At 64.4% G+C, this 2,203-nt stretch carries 2 protein-coding genes; both read right to left on the bottom strand.

Annotated elements, in window-relative coordinates:
• Positions 1-164 precede the first annotated feature (164 nt).
• Complete coding sequence (locus tag AB4Y84_RS19850) at positions 165-1,310, bottom strand: response regulator (protein ID WP_025878945.1); 1,146 nt, start codon at positions 1,308-1,310, stop codon at positions 165-167.
• A gap of 203 nt (positions 1,311-1,513) precedes the next feature.
• The coding region (locus AB4Y84_RS19845) for an amino acid--tRNA ligase-related protein (protein WP_442250746.1) at positions 1,514-2,203 on the bottom strand (690 nt) is incomplete at its 5' end.

Raw genomic sequence — 2,203 nt, 5'->3', positions numbered from 1 at the left:
CGCCAGCACACCGACATATTGGGTGTGCGGCAGATCGTGCCGCGCCGAAGGCAGCAGCACGTAAGCCAGGATCAGGCTGATCAGGACGATGCGGACGATCTGCTGCCCGTGCTCGCTGTCCTGCCGCTGGGACAGGCGCAGCCGCAAGCGTGACAGCAGGCGTTTCACGCGCCCAGTCCCGGCCGTGCAGAGGCGGTGGAGTGCTCGGCGCAGATCTGTTCCAGCTGCTCACGGCCGCGCAGCAACGCGTCCACGCAACGCGGATCGAACAGGCGCCCGCGCTGCGCATAGAGGTAGGCCATGGTGGCTTCCATCGTCCACGCTTCCTTGTAGGGGCGCGGCGAGATCAGCGCATCGAACACGTCGGCCACGGCGACGATGCGTGCCTCCAGCGGAATCGCATCGCCGACCAGGCCATCGGGATAACCACTGCCGTCGTAGCGCTCATGGTGACGCAGCGCGATCAATGCACCGACCTGGATGAAGCGGTTCTGGCTGCCGCTGAGCAGTTCATGGCCAATGCGCGGATGCCGGCGCATGATCGCCAGCTCCTCATCATTGAGCTTGCCCTGCTTGAGCAGCACCGCATCGGGAATGGCGATCTTGCCCATGTCGTGCAGCGGCGCGGCCATCTCGATCAGCTTGACGTCGTCTTCCGGCAGGCCCAGCTGCTCGGCGATCAGGCCAGCCACGCGCGCCATGCGCTCAAGGTAGGCACTGGTGCCGGCATCACGGAACTCGATCGCACGCGCCAGCCGCGAAAGCGTCTCGCGCTCGCGCTCCTCCACCTCGTGCATGCTGGCCAGCAGCCGCTGCTCCAGCGACAGCGCGCGCTGCTTCACGTTCTCGGTCTGCTGCCGCAACTGCAACAGGTTGTAGCAGCGTGCGCGCAGTTCGCGCGGGCGGATCGGCTTGACCAGGAAATCGATCACGCCGGCTTCCAGTGCTGCCTGGCGGATCGGCTCGTCACCCACCACGGTGATCAGGATCACCGGAATATCGCGATGTTTGGGCAGCCGGCGGAAGCGGCGGGCGAACTCCAACCCGTCCATCTCCGGCATGCGGTAATCGAGAAGCAGCAGGTCGACCGGGTACGATTCGCACCATGCCAACGCCGTCAACGGATCGCCGAAGTCATGCACGCTCAGTTCCGGCGCGATGTCCTCGATGACGTGACGGAGCATCGTCCGTGCGGAAGTCTGGTCATCGACGATGACGATGTTCAAGGCGTTCTCTGCCTGCTTTCTCGACCATGCTGAAAGGTCAGCGGGCGAGGATACCCCGCCGCTGTGCACGCTGGCACCCTGCATCGGCTCGACTCCCGTCACAAGCTCCCCGATTCATGATCGTCGTCACAATGTGAAGCGGATTCTCCACATTGCGGCCTCCCCTGACGCCATCAAGCCATAGCCAGTGTCAAGGTTGTGCAATAACGATACGCCGAGTGCGGGTTGCGTCAATGGCGCCGTCTCAAACCGAGACGGCGCGCACAAACGGACGCCGAAAACGCCAGTTACTGCTCAGGACGCATGTACGGGAACAGCAGCACGTCGCGGATCGAGCTRCTGCCGGTCAGCAGCATCACCAGGCGATCGACGCCGATGCCAAGGCCGCCGGTCGGCGCCATTCCGTACTCCAGCGCACGGATGTAGTCGGCGTCGTAGTGCATGGCCTCGTCATCGCCGCCTTCCTTCGCCGCCACCTGCGCCTGGAAACGCTGGGCCTGGTCTTCCGGGTCGTTCAGCTCGGAGAAGCCGTTGGCCAGTTCCTTGCCGTTGACGAACAGCTCGAAGCGATCGGTATAGCCCGGATCGTTGTCGTTGGCGCGGGCCAGCGGCGAGACCTCCACCGGGTGATCGGTGATGAAGGTCGGCTGGATCAGGGTGTGCTCGACGGTGGCTTCGAAGATCTCAAGCAGCAGCTTGCCCCAGCCGTAGGACGGCTTGACGCGGATCTTCAGGCGCTCGCAATGGCGCAGCAGCGCGTCACGGTCGGTGCAGTCGGCCGCGGAGATTTCCGGGTTGTGGTGGCGTACCGCTTCGTCCATGCGCCAGCGGCGGAACGCCGGGCCCAGGTCGATGTTGGCGCCGTCCCACTCAACCACGGTGGAGCCGTTCACCGACTGCGCCACGTCACGGATCACGCCTTCGGTCAGGTCCATGATCTCGTTGTACGTGGCATAGGCCTCGTACAGTTCCATCAT

Origin of the sequence: Stenotrophomonas sp. 2YAF22, from assembly GCF_052114665.1 — a bacterium.
GTDB lineage: Bacteria > Pseudomonadota > Gammaproteobacteria > Xanthomonadales > Xanthomonadaceae > Stenotrophomonas > Stenotrophomonas indicatrix.
This window is presented reverse-complemented; position numbering and strand designations above follow the sequence as displayed.